Source organism: Kribbella sp. NBC_00482, assembly GCF_036013725.1.
In the GTDB taxonomy this organism is placed as follows: domain Bacteria; phylum Actinomycetota; class Actinomycetes; order Propionibacteriales; family Kribbellaceae; genus Kribbella.
Genome location: NZ_CP107881.1, coordinates 7,420,447 through 7,433,717 on the forward strand (window position 1 = coordinate 7,420,447; position 13,271 = coordinate 7,433,717).

Here is a 13,271-nt window from a genome sequence, read left to right on the forward strand (position 1 = left end):
AGAGTTGTCCCAGGTACTTTTCTGCCATCGAGGAGTCCTCATGCGGTACCCGTTCCGAACGTCAGCCGGCCCACTCGTGGCTGTGACTCTCGCCGCGGCGCTGGCAGTCGCCGGCTGCTCCTCGTCCGGTCCGTCGGGATCTGCGTCCGGCGCCGCCGGAGGGACCTTGGTCGTCGGCGTCACCTCCGACCCGGACACGCTGTTCCCCTGGAAGGCAACGCAGTTCCAGGCCGTCAACGTCCTGCAGAACGTCTACGGGACGCTGACCGAGTTCGGCCAGGACCTGAAAGTGGTTCCCGGCCTGGCCAAGGAGTGGAAGACCACAGACGGCGGCAAGACGCTCACCTTGACGTTGCGCGACGGCGTCACGTTCAGCGACGGCAGTGCGATGGACTCGGCGGACGTGAAGTTCTCGCTCGACAAGATCATGGACGAGAAGACCGCCGCCGTCGCCCGCGCTTCGCTCGCGTCGGTGAGCGCCGTCCAGGCGCCGGACGCGCACACCGTGGTGCTGAAGCTCAGCACGCCGGATGCCGCCCTGCCGGGCAACCTGGCCAGCACCAACCTGGCCATCCTGTCGTCCACCGACACCGAGCAGAAGCTCGGCTCGGCCACGAACGGCACCGGCCCGTACAAGTTGTCGAAACGGACGCCAAGCCAGTCCCTGACGCTGGCCAAGAACGACAAGTACTGGGGTAGCGAGAAGCCCAAGCTGGACGCCATCGAGTTCCGCGTGATCCCGGACGAGTCGTCGATCGTGTCCGCGATGCAGTCCGGCAACGTCCAGCTCGCGGTCTTCGACGACCCGCTGGTCGCCAAGACCGCTGAGGGCGGCAACCTGCAGGTCGCCAAGACGCCGCAGCTGAGCTATCACGTGCTTCAGCTGAATGCTCGCCACGGCGACCTCGCGAATGTCAACGTCCGGCTGGCGATCCAGTGCGCGATCGACCGCAAGCAGGTCCTGGACGCCGCCGCGCTCGGCGAGGGTGAGGTGACCGGGCCGATCACGGCGCCGGAGTTCAAGTCCGACCCCGCGCAGCGTCCCTGCCCCCAACGAGACCTGACCAAGGCGGCCGACTACCTCGCCAAGGCCGGCAAGCCTGACGGCCTGCACGTGAAGGCGATCGTCTCGCAGGGCGAGTACGCGACCTCGGTCAACGAGGCCCAGAGCCTCAAGGCCCAGCTCGCCGAGGCCAAGATCACCCTCGACCTGGAGACCCTCGAGTCCGGCGCGTTCGTGGACCGGTGGGTGGCCGGTACCTTCGACGCCGCCGTCGCCCTGAACGGCGGGCGACCGGATCCGGACGGCATGTACGGCCGCTACTTCACCAGCAAGGGCAACCTGAACAAGGTGGCCGGCTACAGCTCTCCCAAACTCGATCAGCTCTTCGCTGCCGGCAAGGCCAGCACCGACGAGGCGCAGCGCAAGCAGATCTACAGCCAGGTCTCGGCCGAACTGGAGAACAACGCGGCGTGGATCTGGCTGTTCACCGGGTTCACGTACACCGCCACCACCTCCCAGGTGAAGGGATTCGTCCCGATGGTGAACGGATCCTTGCAGTACCTGCGGACGACGACTGTCAGCTGATGGTACGGCGGCTTCTGCGGCACCGCGTCGTACGGCGCATCGCGAGCACGATCGGCACGCTCCTGGGTGTTGCCGTCTTCGTGTTCGTGATGCTCCGTGCGATCCCGGGCAACCAGATCACGGCGGGGCTCGGCACCGAGGCCGCGGCACTGACCCCCGCGCAGCGAGAGGCGCTGACCCAGTACTACGGACTCGACCGGCCGTTGCCGGTGCAGTTCTTCTCCTGGCTGGGCAACGTGTTCACCGGGAATCTCGGGTTTTCCGCGCGTGCCCAGCGCAGCGTGCTCGAGCTGACCCTCTCCTCGTTGCCGGTGACGCTGGAACTCGCCGTTGTATCGATCGTGCTCGCGCTGCTGATCGGCGTACCACTGGGCATGCTGGCCGCCTCGAAGCCCGAATCGCCGCGGGACGTCGTCGGCCAGGTCGTCAGCTTGGCGGGCCTGTCCGTACCGGCTTTCCTGCTCGCCACCACATTGCTGTCGGTGTTCGCCGCCGAGCTCGGCTTCAACCCCAACGGACGGGGCTTCGCGACCCTCGCCCAGGACCCGCTCCTGAATCTGCAGCAGATGTTCATGCCCGCGCTGGTGCTCGGGTTCGGCATCGCCGCGCCGATCCTGCGCACCACCCGGACCGCGGTCCTCGACATCCGGTCCAACGACTTCATCCGAACCGCCCGCGCCAAAGGCGTGCCGCCGCGCAGGCTGCAGTTCAAGCACGTGCTCGGGAACGCGCTGGTGCCGATCGTGACGATGACCGGCCTCCAGTTCGGCTACCTCCTCGGCGGCGCGGTGGTCGTCGAGCAGATCTTCTCGCTTCCCGGCATCGGCCGGCAGGTGCTGCTCGGCATCCAGCAGAAGGAGTACGCCGTCGTACAGAGCACCGTCCTGGTGATCGCGCTCGCCTTCGTCCTCGTCAACCTGCTGACCGACCTGCTCTACCGGATCATCGACCCCCGGGTGCGTGCGTCATGACGGACATCTCCCAGGCCGCCGAGATCCCGGCCGGCGCCCGGCCGCGTAGCCTTCGCATCCTGCACAGCCCGACCGCGGTCACCGGACTGGTGGTCCTCGCGATCCTGCTGGTCCTGGCGCTGCTGTCGGCGTTCCATTTGCTGCCGCACGATGCGATCACCCAGGACCCGACCTCCCGTCTGCAGTCGCCGTCGGGCGGTCACCTCCTCGGCACTGACCAGTTCGGCCGAGACGTCTTCGCCCGCGTCGCCGCCGGGGTCGCGAACTCGGCGCTCATCGCAGTCGTGGCCGTCGCCTTCGCGGGTGTCGTCGGAACCCTCGCAGGTCTTGTCGCGGGCTTCTACCGCGGTGTGTCGGACGGACTGATCGGCGGCGTCACGAACGTCCTGCTCGCCTTTCCGCCGCTGCTGCTGGCCCTGTCCCTGGCCTCAGTGCTCGCACGCAACTGGTTCACCGTCGCGGTGGCGATCGCGATCGTCTACGTGCCCATCTTCATCCGGGTGACCCGTGGGCCGGTCCTCTCGCTCCGCGAGATCGAGTACGTCAAGGCAGCCATCAGCACCGGTCAGAGCCGGTGGATGGTGATGATCCGCCACGTCCTGCCCAACATCGTCTCGATCGTCATCATCCAGGTGGCGCTGTCGCTGTCGTGGGCCGTCCTCACCGAGGCGGCCCTCAGTTTCCTCGGCCTCGGCACCCCGCCACCGGCGCCGTCGCTCGGCTCGATGATCCTCGACGCCCGCACCCTCGTGTACGTCGCTCCGTGGACGATGATCGGCCCGGGCGTGGCGATCGTGCTCTTCGTCATCGGCCTGAATCTCCTCGGCGACGGCCTGCGCGACACCCTCGACCCCCGAAGCCGGAGCAGGCGATGAGTGATCTGCAGGCAACGGCGGAGCGTCTGCTCACCGGCGCCGACGCTCCCCCAGGCATCGTCCTCGGGATCAGCGCTCCGGGCCTCGAGGCATCCGTCGCCGGCGGCTACCGGATCGTCCGGTGGGAGGGCGACGTACGGCACGGGGTGTCGCCAATGACCGTCGAGACCCACCACGATCTCGCCTCCGTCACCAAGGTCGTGGCGACCACGACAGCGCTGATCCGGCTGGTGTCCGCCGGCCTGGTCGACCTCGATTCCGCCGTACGTCGTTATCTGCCGGGCTTCACCGCCGACGCAACGGTGCGGGATCTCCTCCTCCATCGAGCCGGCCTCTGGGAGTGGTACCCGCTCTACATCACCCCGCGCCAGGTCGAGGAACTCCCGCTGCGCTACGAACCTCGCCGCGAGCGCCTCTACTCCGACCTCGGCTTCATCCTGCTGGGACGGATCATCGCGACAGCCTTCGGCGCGGACCTGTCGGCGGCCGTGACCGACCTGGTCACTACTCCCCTCGGTTTGAACAGCACCCGCTTCGCCCATCCATCCGGCGAAACCGTCGCGACCGGCGCCCGCGACGATCGAGTCGAGATGACGATGCTCGACACGGGACAGCCCTACCCGGTGCCACACCGCAGTACCGAGTTCACCGGTTGGCGACTGCATTCGATCGACGGGGAAGTTGCCGACGGCAACTCGTATCACGCCTTCGGCGGCGTCTCCGGGCACGCCGGTCTCTTCTCCACTGTGCCCGATCTCCTGACCTGGGCCACGGCGCTGGCCGACTACGAAGAGCACGACGACCTCTGGCGCCCGGAAGTCGCCCAGGAGTTCTTCACGGCGGGGCCCGATGAGTCGCAGGCGTTGGGTTTCCGGCGCTACCGTCTCGGCCTCCCTGGCGAGACACTCACCGTGCTGGGACATCCTGGGTACGTCGGTTGCGCGGCCGGCTTCGTCCCGGGTCGCGGCATCGCTCTCGCCCTCGGCAGCAACCGGCTGCTCGTGGCCGGCGCCCCGGTTGCCACCGAGACGCTCTTCACCGCGTTGCTCACCACGACCGGCGATCTGGTTCGAGGAGTTGCCCGATGACCGAGCATCCGACAGACGAGGTCGACGTACCCCTGTTGGCGATCCGGGACCTGACGGTGGCGTTCCGGACCCGGGACCGTGAGGTGACCGCGGTTCGCGGGGTCAGCCTCGAGATCCAGGCCGGACAGACGGTCGCGCTCGTGGGCGAATCCGGTTCCGGCAAGTCCACCACGGCCGCCGCGATCAATCGGCTGCTGCCCGGCAACGGCCGTATCGTCAGCGGCGAAGTGCTGTTCGAGGGCCGGGATCTCGCTCAGGCAGGCGAACGCGAGCTGACCGCGATCCGCGGCGCGGGGATCGGGCTGGTCCCGCAGGATCCGATGTCCAACCTCAACCCGCTGATGCGGATCGGCGAGCAGATCGCCGAGGCGCTCGTCGTCCACGGGCAGCGGACCGGCGCGCGAGCCAAGGCGATCGAGTTGCTCGAGCAGGTCGGCATCCCCGAGCCGGAGCGTCGAGCCGCGCAGTACCCGCACGAGTTCTCCGGCGGTATGCGCCAGCGCGCCCTGATCGCGATGGGGCTGGCCTGCCGGCCGAAGCTCCTCATCGCCGACGAACCCACCTCGGCCCTGGACGTGACCGTCCAGCGACGGATCCTCGACCAGCTCGGCCAACTCACCGCCGAGATGGGAACGGCGATCCTTCTCATCACCCACGACCTGGCGCTCGCCGCGGAGCGCGCCGACACGATCCTGGTGATGTACCGCGGCGAGATCGTCGAAGCCGGGTCGGCGGACGAGATCGTCGCCAGGCCGCAGCACGAGTACACCCAGCGGTTGCTCCGGGCGGCGCCCAGCCTGACGACGGTCAGCATGGTGACCGAACTCGCCCCGGCCGACGTCGAGAACCCTGTCGACCTGGTCCGGATCGAAGACCTGCGCAAGGACTTCACCCTGCGTGCCTCGAGATCCGGCGCCGCCTCGCGGTTCACCGCCGTCGACGGTGTGAGTCTCACCATCCCGCGTGGACAGACCGTTTCCATCGTCGGCGAGTCCGGGTCGGGCAAGTCGACAACCGCGAACCTGCTGCTGGGGCTCGAAGACATCACGTCCGGGCACATCCACTTCGACGGCACAGATCTCACATCCCTGCGCCGGCGAGACCTCTTCGCCTTCCGCCGCCGGGTGCAACCGGTGTTCCAGAACCCGTACGCCGCACTCGACCCGAGGTACACCGTCGAGCGATCGATCGCCGAGCCGCTCCGAGTCCACCGGGTCGGGACGACGGCGACTCGCGCGAAGGCTGTCGCCCGGCTGCTCGACCAGGTGTCACTGCCGTCCGACATGGCCGGCCGACTGCCGCACGAGCTCTCCGGCGGCCAGCGTCAACGGGTGGCGATCGCCCGGGCTCTCGCGCTGTCCCCCGAACTCGTCGTACTCGACGAAGCCGTGTCCGCGCTCGACGTCCTCGTCCAGGCCCAGATCCTCGAACTGCTCGCGGACCTGCAGCGGGAGCTCGGCCTCAGCTACCTGTTCATCAGCCACGACCTGGCCGTCGTACGGATGATCTCCCACACCGTCCACGTCATGCAGACCGGCCGCATCGTCGAGAGCGGCCGCCCTGACGATCTGTTCGCCAACCCGCAGAACCCCTACACCCGCGAACTACTCGCAGCCGTCCCAGGCACCCGCCGCGACTGAGGGTCGTAGCGCGGGACCCAGCGGGCCAGCCAGGAGGTGCCAGTGACGGTGACGGCGCCGATCGCGAGGCTGGCCGCTGCCAGTGGGGCCGCAACGGTGATGGCCGCTATCAGCAGCGGGCCGATCACACTGCCGAGTTCGGCGGTGAAGGTCCAGCCGGCCAGGAACTGGGCACGCAACCCGGCCGGTGCCGCGTCGGCACCGAGGGTCTTCACGATGCCCGAGCCGAGACCGTTGCCCACGGCCATGAACGAGGCGACCACCAGCAGACCGGACAGCGCCGTACTGGCGGGCAGCGCGAGCATGCCGATGCCGAGCATCAGCGTCGACGGTACGGCGATCCATGCCCGACCGAAGCGATCCATCACCAGGCCGGCCGGATAGAACAGCAGCATCTCGATGCCACCGGTGATGCCGAACACGATCGAGGTTCCGGCCGCCGACAGGCCGATGTGCTCGCCCCACAAGGGAATCAGGCTCGTTCGCGCCGCGCGGGCCACGGCGATGACGAAGACTCCGGTACCGAGGGTCAGAAAGGTGTACCGGTGGCTCAGGATCACCTGACGGATCGGCTGTTTCGACGGCGGGACGCCAACGTCGACGCCGTGTGGCTCGCGCGTGGTCAGCAGGAGTACGGCGGCGCCGATCGAGCCGGCGACTCCCACGCCATAGGCACCGGGAAGTCCCCAGAGATGCCCTGCGGCGGCGCCGAGGAACGGCCCGATGAAGAGCCCGATCCGGCTGACACCGCCGAGGGTCGACAGCGCGCGGGCTCGCAGTTCCACCGGCACGATCTCGGTGACGTAGGACTGGCGCGCGAGGCCGAACACCGCCCCCGCGAGACCCGCGACGAGCAAGGTTGCACCGAGCAACCAGGGTGTCCTGACCACGATCGCCGCCGCCCAGGCGACGGCGCTGACGACGGCCGCCACGAGCAACGCGCGCCGTTCGCCGATCCGTACGACGAGCGCACCGGCCGGCAGTGATCCGGCGAACTGACCGATCCCGAGCACGCCGACCAGGAATGCCGCGAATCCCACCGACGCCCCGAGCCCACGCGCCGAGAGCGCGATGACGGGCAGCACGGCGCCCTGCCCGACCGCGTTCAGCACGGTCGGCCCGAACGCCGGGACACCGATCCGCCACAGACTGAAGCCCGCCCCGTCCGCTCCACGCCCCGGCATCGACCACTCCCTTCCGTCAATGTATCTCGACATCAAGATACACGACATGAAGAGACACCGCTGTCAGAGCCGTCTTGGTCCGGCGGGCCTTAGATTTGTCGGATGAGCCGTATCTTCACCGTCACCTTCGCGTCCGTGTATCCCCTGTATGTGACCAAGGTCGAGAAGAAGGGACGCACGCAGGCCGAGCTCGATCAGGTGATCGAATGGCTGACCGGTTTCGGCGCCGCAGCACTGAAGGAGCACCTGACCGCGGGCACGACCTTCGAGGACTTCTTCGCCGACGCGCGCCTCAATCCGCGGGCGTCGGCGATCACCGGATCCATCTGCGGCGTGCGCGTCGAACAGATCGACGATCCGCTGATGCAGAAGATCCGCTACCTGGACAAGCTCGTCGACGAACTCGCCAAGGGCAAGCCGATGGCCAAGATCCTCCGCACGTAGGTTCCGCTCAGGCGGTGCGCCGTACGTGCAGGTGCCCTTCGAGCGGGAACCTCGGCGGCTCGGGTGCCATGACCTGGTCGAGGGCGAAGCCGCACTTCTGCGCGACTCTGCACGATGCGACGTTGTCCACCTGATGACGCAGGACGAGCCGTTCGAGCGCCGCGAAGGTCCCGAAAGCCCACTCGGTGAGTACGTCGAGTGCGCGCGGCGCCAGGCTCTACCCTCGGGCCCACGCCGCCGTCCAATAGCCCACCTCGGCGGTCGACCCGTCGTCGGCGAACTCCTTGAGTACGACGTTACCGAGCACGCGCTCGGCACTCGACTCATCGCCGACCACTGCGAAGCTGAACCGCGTGCCGGCAGCCCACCCCGCCTCCTGGGTCTCCACCCAACGCACGCCGTCCGCGGCACTGTCCACGGAGGCACTCGTGTAGCGCCGCAAGGCTGGATCTCGGCAGACCTCGATCAGTTGGTCGAGGTCTGCCGCACCCCATGGGCGAAGAACCAAGGCGGGAGCGGACTGCGTCGCCGTCACCGGCAGGATTACGCTGCTGTACACACCACGAACCCTAGGCCCCCGGACCGTACGTCAGGTGAACAGGCTCACGCCGCCCGGCCCGACCAGGAGGCCGATGACGATCAGTGCGGCACCCCACATCATCTGGCCACGGAACAGCGACACGATCCCGGACACGACGAGGATCACGGCGATGATCCACAGAATGAACTCCATGGTCCTTCCCCTTTCCACAGCCGGGCTTCGACCCGGCACGATGAATCCCCGTGCAGGCCCTTTCGGTGCCCGCGTACTTCCCGAGCAAACCCTTGTCTGGGAAATCGATTTCTGCGACACTCCGTCGCGTGAGCAGGGTTGTGAACCTAGGCGTCAAGGAGCATCGACATGCGTCAACGGAGACTCAGGATCGTCGCAGCAACAGCCGTGGCCGCGTTGATCGCCCTCGCGGGCTGCAGCTCGAATTCCGGCACCCCAGGCAGTTCCGGGGGTGGCGGAGGACCGGCCGAGATCACCTTCTGGCAGTCGCAGTTCGAGCCGTACCAGCAGAAGTGGTTCAAGACGTACGTCGACAAGTTCAACGCGTCGCAGTCCGAGGTGAAGGTCAAGTACCAGGTCGTTCCCGGTGACACCTGGCAGCAGAAGCTCAAGGCCGCGCAGGCCGCCGGCACCCAACCCGATGTCGCGACGACGAACTACGGCGGCATCCCCGCCGGCGTCGCGAACGGCCAGTTCGCCGAGCTCGACGGGCTGCTGCCGGACAAGGCGTGGAGCGACATCAAGTCCAACGTCGGCGGGTTCGTCCAGGTCGGCGGCAAGCACTACGCGTACCCGATGCTCGTCGAGCCGTCGACCGTGCTCTACTACCGCACCGACCTCGTCAAGGCCGCCGGTCTCGACCCGGCGACGCCACCCAAGACCTGGGACGAGCTGCTCACCTGGGCGGAGAAGCTGACGCAGGGCAAGGTCAAGGGCATGTCGATCGCGTCTGTCGCACCCGACCTCGGCTGGTCGAGCTGGGGTCTGCAGTACAACGCGTGCGGCCACCTGCCGATCAACGACGACTGGTCCGCCGCCAACGCGAAGGACCCGTGCTACACGAAGCTCTTCGAGTTCTACCAGACCCTCTTCCAGAAGGGCTGGATCCCGCAGCAGCCCAAGGTCGGTTACCCCGACGCGACGCCGTACGGCCAAGGTCAGGTCGCGATGATGGCGAACGGCTCGTGGGCCGTCGGCCAGCTCAAGCAGACCTTCCCGGCGATGATCAAGAACACCGCGGTCGCTCCGTTCCCGTCCGTCGACGGCGATCCGAGCAAGCCGACGGCGACGCTCGGCGGCTGGACGCTGACGGTCGACGCCAAGTCGAAGCACAAGGAAGCCGCGGCGAAGTTCATCGAGTACCTGCTCGCGGGTGACCCGGCGATCATGGCCGACTTCTTCCGGCAGAGCGGCTTCTCGAAGTACACCGTCCGTACGTCGGTCGACCAGGCGCTCGCCAGCGACCCGGCGGCCACGGCCGATCCGTTCATGAAGGTCATCACCGACAAGGTCGTCGCGACCGGCAAGGCCGAGCCGGCCTACCCGTTCGACATCTCCCTCGCGTTCGCGACGGCGATCGAGTCCGTCATGAAGGGCAAGTCCGACATCCCGGCCGCGACCCAGAAGGCGAGCGACGCGATCGACCGCGTCATCAAACAGCAGCGCCTCAAGGGCACGGCACCGAAGGGCTGACCGACGATGCTCGACACCTCAACGCAGCCGACGGGCCCGGTCACCCAGGTGGCCGGCCCGAACGGCCCCTCGCGCCGACGACGCCGGCGCGACGCGAAGCTCACCGAACAGGTACCGCGGCACCTGCGTGCGCACCTCACGGCGTACCTGATGATCACGCCGATGGTGATACTGCTCGGCATCTTCGTCATCTGGCCGCTCGTCTACGCGTTCTACCTCAGCTTCTTCGAGATGAGCTTCTACAAGGACGCCGAGTTCGTCGGATTCGACTTCTACAAGTACGTTCTCACCGACCCCGAGTTCTACGAGTCGCTCCTGGTCGGCCTCAAACTCGCGCTGATGGTCGTGCCAACGATCCTCGTGCTCGCTCTGCTCCTCGCGAGCTTCCTCGCGACGCTGTCGAAGCGGATGGCGGCCTTCATGAAGACGACCGTCTACGTGCCGGCCGTCGTCTCGAGCGTCGTGGCGGCGATCATCTTCGTCTTCATCTACCAGGACGAAGGCGTCGCGAACTGGTTCATCGGGCTGTTCGGCCAGGGCCCGCTCGCGTGGCTCAACACGGCGTCGACCGCGCTGCCGGCCGTGGCGGTGCCCGCGATCTGGCTCGGCTTCGGCGTTTCCACGCTGATCATGCTCGCCGGCATCCTCGACATCCCCGACAGCTACTTCGAGTCGGCCAAACTCGACGGTGCGAACTTCTGGCAGCGCACCAGATACATCACCATCCCGTCGCTGCGCAACGTCATCCTGTTCCTGCTCGTCTCCGGCCTGACGTTGACGATCCAGGAGTTCCAGTTGCCGCTCGTCATGACGAACGGCGGCCCCGTCAACGCGACGAACACGCCGAACCTCTACATCTTCAACAGCTTCCGCGACGCCACGCCGTACGCGACGAGCTACTCGTTGACGGCGGCGCTGCTGCTCTTCCTCGTCATCGGCACCATCTCGATCGTCATCTTCCGGGTCGTCAGCTCCGAGAAGTCGTCTGACGCGTGAGGCGGCGTCACCGAAAGGACCTCCGATGAACCGCTCGTGGTACACACCGCGCCGGCTCCTGACCTACCTGCTCGTCGCCGGTATCGCCGTGACCGCGCTCTTTCCGCTCGCATGGATGGCGATCTCCGGCTTCAAGAGCCAGAACGAGGTGCTGCGCAGTCCGTTCCAGTTCTTCCCCGACGTCTGGCGGCTCGACAACTACCGCCTGATCCTCGCGGACCCGGCGTTCGTCCGCGCCATGGTCATCACCTTCGTCGGCGCCGTCATTTTCACCGTCGCGAGCCTGGTGGTGAACTCCATGGCGGCGTACGCGTTCGCCCGTCTCGATTTCGCGGGGAAGCAGCTGTGGTGGCTGGTCTGCATCACGCCGATGTTCGTCCCGGCGATGGCGATCCTGCTGACGTCGTTCGTCGTGGTGAGCAAGCTCCGCATGCTCGACACCCTGGCGGTGCTGATCATCCCCGGCGTCGCGGCGAGCGGTCAGATGTTCTTCCTGCGGCAGTTCTACCTCAACATGCCGGCCGCGGTGGAGGAGGCCGCGCTCATCGACGGCGCCACCCGCTGGCAGATCTTCCTGCAGATCTTCGTGCCGCAGTCGCTCGGGCCGTTCGTCGTCGTCGGCATCGCCTCGTTCCTCGGGTACTGGAACTCCTACGTCTGGCCGGTGCTCGTCGTGTCGAACCCCGACCTGACCCAGATCATGCAGTACCTCGCGACGTTCCGCTCGGCGCGCGGCAACGAGTGGGGCATGCTGATGGCCGGATCGACCCTGGCGGCGCTGCCGACGATCCTGCTCGTCCTCATCTTCCAGCGGTACATCGTCAACGGCGTCCGCCTCGCCGGCATCAAGTGACGACTTGAGGTGTATCAACGGCGGCCGGTGCCGGGCTCTCGAAGGGAAGGTGATGGCGACCGGAGGCGAGGGCTCGGATGTCCGAACACGTAGTCGAACTGCTGGCGATCGGTGCCGGGCCGTCCAATCTCGGGCTCGCGGTCGCGCTCGAGGAGTTGGCGCCTGATCTCGCGGCGAACACCCTGCTGATCGACCGGAACACGACGATCGAGTGGCAGCCCGGCATGCTGATGCCCTGGGCGACGAGCCAGGTGTCGTTCCTCAAGGACCTGGTCACGCAGCGGGACCCGAGCAGCCGTTTCTCGTTCCTGAACCACCTGTACGAGACCGGCCGGCTCGACGAGTTCGTCAACATGAGCACGTTCACGCCGTACCGCGTCGAATTCGCGGAGTACCTGCGCTGGGTCGCAGATTCACTCACCCGGGTCCGCATCCGCCTGGGATGTGAGTGCGTCGCGATACGGCCGCGGCGGGACGACGCCGGGTCCGTGACGGGCTGGGTCACCAGCCTTGCCGACGGTACGACGATCCTCAGCAGATACCTGGTGTACGGCGGCAGCCGCGAACCGAACATCCCGCCAGAGCTCGCCGGCGTGTCCCGGGACCGGATCATCCACAGCACGCAGTACCGCCAACGGATGGCCGAACTCGACGGCGAGCTGCCGTACCGAGTCGCCCTGGTGGGCAGCTCGCAGAGTGCCGCCGAGATGTTCCGCGCACTGCGCGACGACCTGCGCGACAGCGACATCACGTGGCTGATGCGGTCCATCGGTCTGAGCTCGGACCAGTCGAGCAAGTTCACCAACGAGATGTACTACCCGTCGTTCGTCGACGAGTTCTACGACGCCCGACCCGCCGCGCGGGAGCAGATCCTCAGGGAGCTCTACCGGACCAACTACTCGGTCGTCACTCCCCCGATGCTCGAGCATCTGTACGCCGACCTCTACCTCGATCGCTTCGAGGACCGCACCAATCGGCGACTCGTCACGATGGTGGACATCACGGCCGCCCACGAGGCCGGGGACGAAGTGGTGCTGGAGCTCACCGACCGGCGGACCGGAGCCGTCACCGAGCTGCGCCGCGACCTGGTGTTCCTCGGCACCGGTTTCGACACTCGCATGCCGCGGCTGGTCCGCGAGCTCGCGAGCGATCTCGAGCTCGACAGCGTCGAAGTGTCTCGCCAGTACCGACTGGAACTGAACGACGACAGCACCGCGGCGTGCTATCTCCAGGGCGTCAACGAAGAGACGCACGGCATCTCCGACTCACTGCTCAGTGTGCTGGCCCAGCGGGCCGAGGAGATCTGCCGGGACATCGTCGCGCACCGGGGCCGAATCCCCGCGACGGCTGTATCAGCCGAGGAGCCGGCCGGGCTCTAAGGGGTGGG

At 67.3% G+C, this 13,271-nt stretch carries 12 protein-coding genes and 1 pseudogene; 10 read left to right on the top strand and 3 right to left on the bottom strand.

Going from position 1 to position 13,271, the window contains the following annotated elements; genetic code table 11:
- Positions 1-40 precede the first annotated feature (40 nt).
- Genes OHB24_RS35965 through OHB24_RS35985 form a run of 5 tightly spaced genes read left to right on the top strand, consistent with a single transcriptional unit; the run spans position 41 to position 6,162 of the window.
- A complete protein-coding gene (locus OHB24_RS35965) occupies positions 41-1,588 on the top strand; it encodes an ABC transporter substrate-binding protein (RefSeq protein WP_327635371.1) in 1,548 nt (515 codons plus the stop codon).
- Positions 1,588-2,559 (top strand): ABC transporter permease, encoded by a 972-nt coding sequence (locus OHB24_RS35970; protein ID WP_327635372.1) that lies wholly within the window; start codon positions 1,588-1,590, stop codon positions 2,557-2,559. Before OHB24_RS35965 ends, OHB24_RS35970 begins: the two co-directional genes overlap by 1 nt.
- Positions 2,556-3,434 carry an ABC transporter permease gene (locus OHB24_RS35975; protein ID WP_327635373.1) on the top strand — a complete coding sequence of 293 codons (879 nt, stop codon included), beginning with the start codon at positions 2,556-2,558 and terminating at the stop codon, positions 3,432-3,434. The genes OHB24_RS35970 and OHB24_RS35975 overlap by 4 nt, the downstream gene beginning before the upstream one ends.
- A complete protein-coding gene (locus tag OHB24_RS35980) occupies positions 3,431-4,522 on the top strand; it encodes a serine hydrolase domain-containing protein (protein WP_327635374.1) in 1,092 nt (363 codons plus the stop codon). The genes OHB24_RS35975 and OHB24_RS35980 overlap by 4 nt, the downstream gene beginning before the upstream one ends.
- Positions 4,519-6,162 carry an ABC transporter ATP-binding protein gene (locus OHB24_RS35985; protein WP_327635375.1) on the top strand — a complete coding sequence of 548 codons (1,644 nt, stop codon included), beginning with the start codon at positions 4,519-4,521 and terminating at the stop codon, positions 6,160-6,162. The genes OHB24_RS35980 and OHB24_RS35985 overlap by 4 nt, the downstream gene beginning before the upstream one ends.
- Here OHB24_RS35985 and OHB24_RS35990 read toward each other — a convergent pair.
- On the bottom strand, positions 6,114-7,346 hold the full coding sequence (locus OHB24_RS35990) for an MFS transporter (RefSeq protein WP_327635376.1): 1,233 nt from the start codon (positions 7,344-7,346) through the stop codon (positions 6,114-6,116). The genes OHB24_RS35985 and OHB24_RS35990 overlap by 49 nt on opposite strands.
- Before the next feature lie 102 nt (positions 7,347-7,448).
- Here OHB24_RS35990 and OHB24_RS35995 point away from each other — a divergent pair, with 102 nt between their 5' ends.
- Positions 7,449-7,790 carry a DUF2200 domain-containing protein gene (locus OHB24_RS35995; RefSeq protein WP_327635377.1) on the top strand — a complete coding sequence of 114 codons (342 nt, stop codon included), beginning with the start codon at positions 7,449-7,451 and terminating at the stop codon, positions 7,788-7,790.
- Between the two features lie 7 nt (positions 7,791-7,797).
- On the opposite strand, the pseudogene OHB24_RS36000 reads toward OHB24_RS35995, so the two are convergent.
- Positions 7,798-8,349, bottom strand: a pseudogene (locus tag OHB24_RS36000) (GNAT family N-acetyltransferase).
- 30 nt (positions 8,350-8,379) lie between these two features.
- Entirely contained in the window at positions 8,380-8,523 is a 144-nt protein-coding gene (locus tag OHB24_RS36005; protein WP_327635378.1) for a GPGG-motif small membrane protein, read from the bottom strand.
- Positions 8,524-8,691: 168 nt separating this feature from the next.
- On the opposite strand from OHB24_RS36005, the gene OHB24_RS36010 reads away from it, so the two are divergent.
- The 4 genes from OHB24_RS36010 (at position 8,692) to OHB24_RS36025 (ending at position 13,263) form a co-directional block, all read left to right on the top strand.
- Positions 8,692-10,035 carry an extracellular solute-binding protein gene (locus OHB24_RS36010; RefSeq protein WP_327635379.1) on the top strand — a complete coding sequence of 448 codons (1,344 nt, stop codon included), beginning with the start codon at positions 8,692-8,694 and terminating at the stop codon, positions 10,033-10,035.
- A 6-nt stretch (positions 10,036-10,041) separates the two neighbouring features.
- Entirely contained in the window at positions 10,042-11,031 is a 990-nt protein-coding gene (locus tag OHB24_RS36015) for a carbohydrate ABC transporter permease (RefSeq protein WP_327635380.1), read from the top strand.
- Between the two features lie 25 nt (positions 11,032-11,056).
- A complete protein-coding gene (locus OHB24_RS36020; protein ID WP_327635381.1) occupies positions 11,057-11,884 on the top strand; it encodes a carbohydrate ABC transporter permease in 828 nt (275 codons plus the stop codon).
- Between the two features lie 77 nt (positions 11,885-11,961).
- Positions 11,962-13,263 carry a SidA/IucD/PvdA family monooxygenase gene (locus OHB24_RS36025; protein ID WP_327635382.1) on the top strand — a complete coding sequence of 434 codons (1,302 nt, stop codon included), beginning with the start codon at positions 11,962-11,964 and terminating at the stop codon, positions 13,261-13,263.
- Positions 13,264-13,271 lie beyond the last annotated feature (8 nt).

Excerpts from the sequence above, each read along its gene's own strand:
- OHB24_RS35965 (WP_327635371.1), top strand. The coding sequence starts at position 41 with ATGCGGTACCCGTTCCGAACGTCAGCCGGCCCACTCGTGGCTGTGACT.
- OHB24_RS35970 (WP_327635372.1), top strand. The coding sequence starts at position 1,588 with ATGGTACGGCGGCTTCTGCGGCACCGCGTCGTACGGCGCATCGCGAGC.
- OHB24_RS35975 (WP_327635373.1), top strand. The coding sequence starts at position 2,556 with ATGACGGACATCTCCCAGGCCGCCGAGATCCCGGCCGGCGCCCGGCCG.
- OHB24_RS35980 (WP_327635374.1), top strand. The coding sequence starts at position 3,431 with ATGAGTGATCTGCAGGCAACGGCGGAGCGTCTGCTCACCGGCGCCGAC.
- OHB24_RS35985 (WP_327635375.1), top strand. The coding sequence starts at position 4,519 with ATGACCGAGCATCCGACAGACGAGGTCGACGTACCCCTGTTGGCGATC.
- OHB24_RS35990 (WP_327635376.1), bottom strand. The coding sequence starts at position 7,346 with ATGCCGGGGCGTGGAGCGGACGGGGCGGGCTTCAGTCTGTGGCGGATC.
- OHB24_RS35995 (WP_327635377.1), top strand. The coding sequence starts at position 7,449 with ATGAGCCGTATCTTCACCGTCACCTTCGCGTCCGTGTATCCCCTGTAT.
- OHB24_RS36005 (WP_327635378.1), bottom strand. The coding sequence starts at position 8,523 with ATGGAGTTCATTCTGTGGATCATCGCCGTGATCCTCGTCGTGTCCGGG.
- OHB24_RS36010 (WP_327635379.1), top strand. The coding sequence starts at position 8,692 with ATGCGTCAACGGAGACTCAGGATCGTCGCAGCAACAGCCGTGGCCGCG.
- OHB24_RS36015 (WP_327635380.1), top strand. The coding sequence starts at position 10,042 with ATGCTCGACACCTCAACGCAGCCGACGGGCCCGGTCACCCAGGTGGCC.
- OHB24_RS36020 (WP_327635381.1), top strand. The coding sequence starts at position 11,057 with ATGAACCGCTCGTGGTACACACCGCGCCGGCTCCTGACCTACCTGCTC.
- OHB24_RS36025 (WP_327635382.1), top strand. The coding sequence starts at position 11,962 with ATGTCCGAACACGTAGTCGAACTGCTGGCGATCGGTGCCGGGCCGTCC.